Source organism: Actinoalloteichus spitiensis RMV-1378, from assembly GCF_000239155.1.
Lineage (GTDB): Bacteria > Actinomycetota > Actinomycetes > Mycobacteriales > Pseudonocardiaceae > Actinoalloteichus_B > Actinoalloteichus_B spitiensis.
The window spans coordinates 1-5270 of the sequence record NZ_AGVX02000563.1; the positions used below are offsets into that span (position 1 = coordinate 1).

A 5270-nucleotide genomic window follows, 5' to 3' on the forward strand; every position below is an offset into this window, starting at 1 on the left:
GGGCCCGCGCGAGCGCCACCACGCGGCTCCCGTCGGCGCGGCCGGCGACCCTGGCGGTGGCCTCCTTCATCACCTGGCCCAGGTGAGCCATCCCCGGTCGGTCTCCCAACCGCGCGCCGACCTCCTCGATGGCGGCCTCGACGAGCGCGGCGAGTTCGTCCTCCGCCAGCTGGCGGGGCAGGTAGGCGCGGAGGATCTCCGCCTCGGCCCGTTCGCGCTCGGCGCTGTCCGTCCGACCGGCCGCCGCGAACGCCTCCGCCGCCTCGTCCCGCTTCCTCGCCTCCTTGGCGACGGTCTGGGTCACCTCCTCCTCGGTCAGCGCACGGCCCGTCCGCCCCTCGGCGTTGCCGAGGGCGCCCAGCACCGTGCGGAGTGTCCCGACCACCCGGCTGTCGCGGCTCTTCATCCCGGCCACCAGATCGGCGCGGAGCCGTTCCTCGAGATCGCTCACGCTGGGAACGTACGCCGTGTCCGACGCGGCGACCGCGGCGAGGCGCGTCCGCTCGGGGTTCGCGGGCTGGCGGCGGCGGAGCGGGCGGCTGGTCGCGGTGGTGGAGGTGGTCGTCTCCGCCCTCGTCCGTCACCGGTCGGACGGGTCAAATCGGAGGACGTAAGCTGAATCGGGTGAACACTCTCGGGCGCACCTTGATCGGAACCGCCGCCCTCGGGGTCGCGGCCGTCGGCTATGCCGCCGGGATCGAACGACGGCACTGGACGCTTCGGAACGTCACACTTCCCGTGCTCGCTCCCGGGAGCCGGCCGGTCCGTGTCCTCCACGTCTCGGACCTGCACATGACACCGAACCAGCGTTCCAAGCAGGAATGGGTGGCCGCGCTGGACGCGCTCGAGCCCGACCTGGTGGTGAACACCGGGGACAACCTGGCGCACCACCAGGCGGTTCCCGCCGCGCTGCGGGCGCTGGGCCCGCTGCTCGACCGCCCCGGCGTCTTCGTCTTCGGCAGCAACGACTACTACGCCCCGAAGCCGAAGAACCCGGCGCGGTACCTGCTGCCGGTCCGCCGGACCAAGCGCATCCACGGGGTGCCGCTGCCCTGGCGGGACCTCCGGGCCGCGTTGACCGAGCGGGGCTGGCTCGACCTGACCCACCAACGGCGGAGCTTCCGGGTGGGGGGCCAGCTGGTGGTTGCCGCTGGCGTCGACGACCCCCACCTGCGCCGGGACCGCTACGACGACATCGAGGGCCGCCCCGACCCCCGCGCCAGGTTGTCGCTGGGGGTGACGCACTCACCGGAGCCCCGGGTCCTGGACCGGTTCGCCGAGGACGGGTACGACCTGGTCCTCGCCGGCCACACCCACGGCGGCCAGCTGCGGATCCCCTTCTACGGCGCGCTGGTCACCAACTGCGAGCTGGACCGGTCACGGGCTCGCGGGGCCTCGCGCTGGGGAGCGCACACCTGGCTCCACGTCTCCGCCGGCCTCGGGACCTCGCCCTACGCGCCGGTCCGCTTCGCGTGCCCCCCGGAGGCCAGCCTGCTGACCCTGGTCCCCCGGCCGAGCGAGGCCGGTTCCGGGCCGGTGGCACCGAAAGCGACGGCCGGTTTCCGGGCCGGCGGGGGCATGGGCTAGACTCTCTCCCGTCAGGCGGTGAGGCCCCGGTGGGGCTGGTCGCAAGACGATCGGGGTGTGGCGCAGCTTGGGAGCGCGCTTCGTTCGGGTCGAAGAGGTCGTGGGTTCAAATCCCGCCACCCCGACAGACCGGAAGCCCAGGTCAGGGAATGGTCGTCATGATTCCCTGACCTGGGCTTCCGTCATGCCCGGGGCTGGTCGGCCACCTGGGCGGCGCCGCCCGGTCCTTCCTCGATCGGGTGATCATGGGCGGCGGTCGTTCACCTGCCCGGCCGCACGCTGCGAGAGTGGGGTTCCCAGCTCGTCTCCGGGAAGGTGCCCCGCCGTCATGGACTCCCGCCCCGCCCTCGGTGCCGTCGTGCTCGCGCTCGCCGTCGCGTGCGGTGTGTCGCCGTGGCCTCCGAGCAACCACCAGCCCAATCTGCTCCCCTCGGTACCGGTACGGGAGTGCGTCGAGGCCGGGGGAACGGTGACGTTCCCCGCGCACGGCCCGGAGTGCCTGGGCGGAGGGCACGACCGCCGCCCCGTCGCCCTCCCCTGATCCTCGCGGGCCGCTCCTGGCCAGGGCCGGCCCAGCCCTGGCCCGGCCGGGTGGCCCAGGGGCGTGGACCGTGCGGCGCGGTGCCTGTCGGGTCGGGCGGATCGGAGCTGTCGCCTCCGAGCGTTTCGCCCGCTGCGGGTATCGGGCAGGATCGAGGGGGTGAGCAAGCATCCCAGCGCCGAAATCCCGGAGACCCTGTTCGACGACCCGGCCGAGGAGAAGCGGTGGCGCGCCCGGTTCAGCGCGCCCCGGAACTCACTCCCCGACTGGGCGCTGGACGCCCCCGACCGCAACCTGTACGTGTCCAACTCCAGCGGTGTCTGGGAGGTCTACGCCTGGGACCGGGCGACCGAGACGCACCGCCAGGTCACGGACCGGCCGAACGGAACCACCCACGCCACGATCAGCCCTGACGGCGAGGCCATCTGGTGGTTCTCCGACACCGACGGCAACGAGTTCGGGCGTTGGGTGACCGAACCGTTCGCCGGCCTTCCCGTCGACGGCAGCGCGACGGCGGCGCCGCCCGGGGTGCACGAGGGTTACCCGGCCGGCCTGGCCCTGGGCACGGGGGTCGTCGTCTGCGGGGCCTCCACGGACGAGGGGACCACGATCTGGGCGAGCAGGGTCGCCGAGGGTGGCGGCTACCACCCTGCCCGGGTGATCTACCAGCACGAACAGGACGCGGACGTGGCGGCCCTCTCCCACGACGAATCGCTGTTGGTGCTGGCCCACTCCGAACACGGCGATTCCCGCCACCCGGCCCTGCGGGTGCTGCGGGTGCGCGGTGACGAGGTCGACGGCACCCCGGTGGCGGAGAAGTGGGACGGAACGGGCAAGTCGCTGTCCGCGCTCGGTTTCCCACTCGTCGCGGGTGACGCGAGGCTGTTGGTCAGCCACGAGCGACGCGGCCGGTCCGAGCTGCTGATCTGGGACGTGGAGAACGACACGGAGGTCGAACTCCAGATCGACCTGCCCGGGGAGCTGTCGGCGAGCTGGTACCCGAACGGCACGGCGCTGTTGGTGACCCACGAACACGAGGCCCGCTGCGCCCTGTACCACTACGACCTCGCGTCCGGCACGCTGACCAGGCTGCCCACGGCGACCGGGACGGTCACGGGTGCGGACGTCCGGCCGGACGGCACGGTGGAGTACTCGTTGTCCTCCGCCGAACGCCCCGCCGCCATCCGAGCCCTCTACACCGACGGGTCCGATGCGGTGATCCTCCAGCCCGGCGGCACCCCGGCACCGCCCTCGCAGCCGCTGCGGGATGCGTTCGTGGAGGGCCCCGGAGGACGGGTCCACGCCCTGTACGCCCGGCCGGAACACGCGCCGGACGGGCCGCTGCCCACCGTGTTCAGCCTCCACGGCGGGCCCCACGCGGCCGATGAGGACCGGTTCTCCGCCTACCGGGCGTTGTGGCTCGACGCCGGGTTCGCCGTGGTGCACGTGAACTACCGGGGTTCCACCGGGTACGGGTCGCAGTGGAGGGATGCCATCGAGGGGCGGCCGGGGCTCACCGAGTTGGAGGATGTCGCGGCCGTGCACGACTGGGCGGTGGCCAGTGGTCTCACCGACCCGGACCGCAGCGTCGTGGAGGGTGCGTCCTGGGGCGGTTACCTGACGCTCATGGCCTTGGGCACCCAACCGGACAGGTGGGCCGCCGGCATCGCGGGTGTCCCGGTCGCGGACTACCTGGCCGCGTACGAGGACGAGATGGAGCCGCTTCGGGCCTTCGACCGCGCGTTGTTCGGCGGCTCGCCGGACGAGGTCCCCGACCGGTACCGGGACTGCTCCCCGTTGACCTACGTCGAGAAGGTGCGGGCGCCGGTCCTGGTGCTGGCGGGGGAGAACGACCCGCGCTGCCCGATCCGGCAGATTGACAACTACCTCGACCGGCTCGCGGCCCTGGGCGCCACCTACGAGGTGTACCGCTACGACGCGGGGCACGGCTCGCTGGTGGTGGCCGAGTCACTGCGTCAGCGGGCCGCCGAGGTGCACTTCGCGCGGCGCGCTCTCGCCGCCAGCTGACCCCGGTCGCTCGTGCGTCGGGGCTCCCACCCGGGTGGGAGCCCCGCGCCGTCGACCGTCACCGGCCGGCGAGCTGTGCCTGCCACATCCAGCGGGCCTCCTCGAGCTTGTCGGTCAGCGCGATCAGCAGGTCCTGCGTCACCTGGTCGGTCTTGTCCGTCTCGTCGATCCGCGCGCGCACCCGGTGCACCAGCTCGTCCAGGATCCCGACGACGTCCCGCACGACGTCGGCGTCCTGGCGCCAGCCGTCCGGGTAGCTCGGAAGTCCCGAGCCCTCGGCCACCGACTTCGCCCTGCCGTCCGGCGAGACACCGAGCGCGGCGGCGCGCTCGGCCACCTTGTCCGAGTACTTCCGCGCCATCGAGACGAGGTCGTCGAGTTGCAGGTGCACACTGCGGAAGAACGGGCCCACGACGTTCCAGTGCGCCTGCTTGCCGATCAGGGACAGGTCCACCAGCTCCAGAAGAGTGGCTCGCAGCGCCCGCCCGGTGACGTCCCGTTCCGAGTCGCCGAGGGTGCTGGTGATGGGACTGTTGCTGCTCATGTCGGTCACACCTCTTCCGTGGATGACGAGTCCGGTTGGTGGTTCGCGCCCACCCGTGGTGGGGCCGGCGCTCAGACGGTCGCGCTGACCCGCACGGGGACGTTCCCCCGGGTCGCCTTGGAGTAGGGGCACATCTGGTGCGCCGCCTCCACGAGCTCGTCGGCCTGCGGCTGGTTCAGGCCGGGCAGGTGGGCGCGGAGGTTGACGGCGAGGCGGTAGCCGGAGTCGGCCTCGTCGACCTCGATCGCGACCCGGGTCGCGACCCGGCTGTCGGCGACCTTGATCCCGGACAACCTGGCCGCCTGGAGCACCGCGCTGTGGAAGCACGCCGAGTAGCCCGCCGCGAACAGCTGTTCGGGGTTGGTCGCGTCGCCGCCCCTGCCGCCGAGTTCGGCGGGCACGGCGAGTTTCTCGTCGATCACCCCGTCGTCGCTGCGGACCTCGCCGTCCCGTCCGTCACCGACGGACACCGCTTCCGCCGTGTACCGCGCGCTCATACCCTCCGCCTCCCGTGTGGTGCTGGTCCAGAGCCGGCCGGGGCGGCCGCCCGACCGAAGTGGCGGCTCCCCG

6 protein-coding genes and 1 tRNA gene are annotated in these 5270 nt (G+C 72.9%); 4 read left to right on the forward strand and 3 right to left on the reverse strand.

Annotation, left to right across the window (positions count from 1 at the left end; translation table 11 throughout):
• Positions 1-451, reverse strand: a 451-nt coding sequence (locus ACTIDRAF_RS0221705; RefSeq protein WP_016700815.1) for a GatB/YqeY domain-containing protein, incomplete at its 3' end; no start/stop codon positions are given.
• Between the two features lie 173 nt (positions 452-624).
• Here ACTIDRAF_RS0221705 and ACTIDRAF_RS30445 point away from each other — a divergent pair.
• The 4 genes from ACTIDRAF_RS30445 (at position 625) to ACTIDRAF_RS0221730 (ending at position 4156) form a co-directional block, all read left to right on the forward strand.
• Positions 625-1587, forward strand: coding sequence for a metallophosphoesterase (locus ACTIDRAF_RS30445; RefSeq protein WP_016700817.1), 963 nt, complete (start codon positions 625-627; stop codon positions 1585-1587).
• A 51-nt stretch (positions 1588-1638) separates the two neighbouring features.
• Positions 1639-1712: transfer RNA gene (locus ACTIDRAF_RS0221720), tRNA-Pro, on the forward strand.
• A gap of 203 nt (positions 1713-1915) precedes the next feature.
• A complete protein-coding gene (locus ACTIDRAF_RS0221725; RefSeq protein ID WP_016700818.1) occupies positions 1916-2128 on the forward strand; it encodes a hypothetical protein in 213 nt (70 codons plus the stop codon).
• A gap of 159 nt (positions 2129-2287) precedes the next feature.
• Complete coding sequence (locus tag ACTIDRAF_RS0221730; RefSeq protein ID WP_016700819.1) at positions 2288-4156, forward strand: S9 family peptidase; 1869 nt, start codon at positions 2288-2290, stop codon at positions 4154-4156.
• 58 nt (positions 4157-4214) lie between these two features.
• On the opposite strand, the gene ACTIDRAF_RS0221735 is transcribed toward ACTIDRAF_RS0221730, so the two are convergent.
• On the reverse strand, positions 4215-4700 hold the full coding sequence (locus ACTIDRAF_RS0221735) for a Dps family protein (protein ID WP_026066370.1): 486 nt from the start codon (positions 4698-4700) through the stop codon (positions 4215-4217).
• 71 nt (positions 4701-4771) lie between these two features.
• Complete coding sequence (locus ACTIDRAF_RS0221740) at positions 4772-5197, reverse strand: organic hydroperoxide resistance protein (protein ID WP_016700821.1); 426 nt, start codon at positions 5195-5197, stop codon at positions 4772-4774.
• Between the last annotated feature and the right edge of the window lie 73 nt (positions 5198-5270).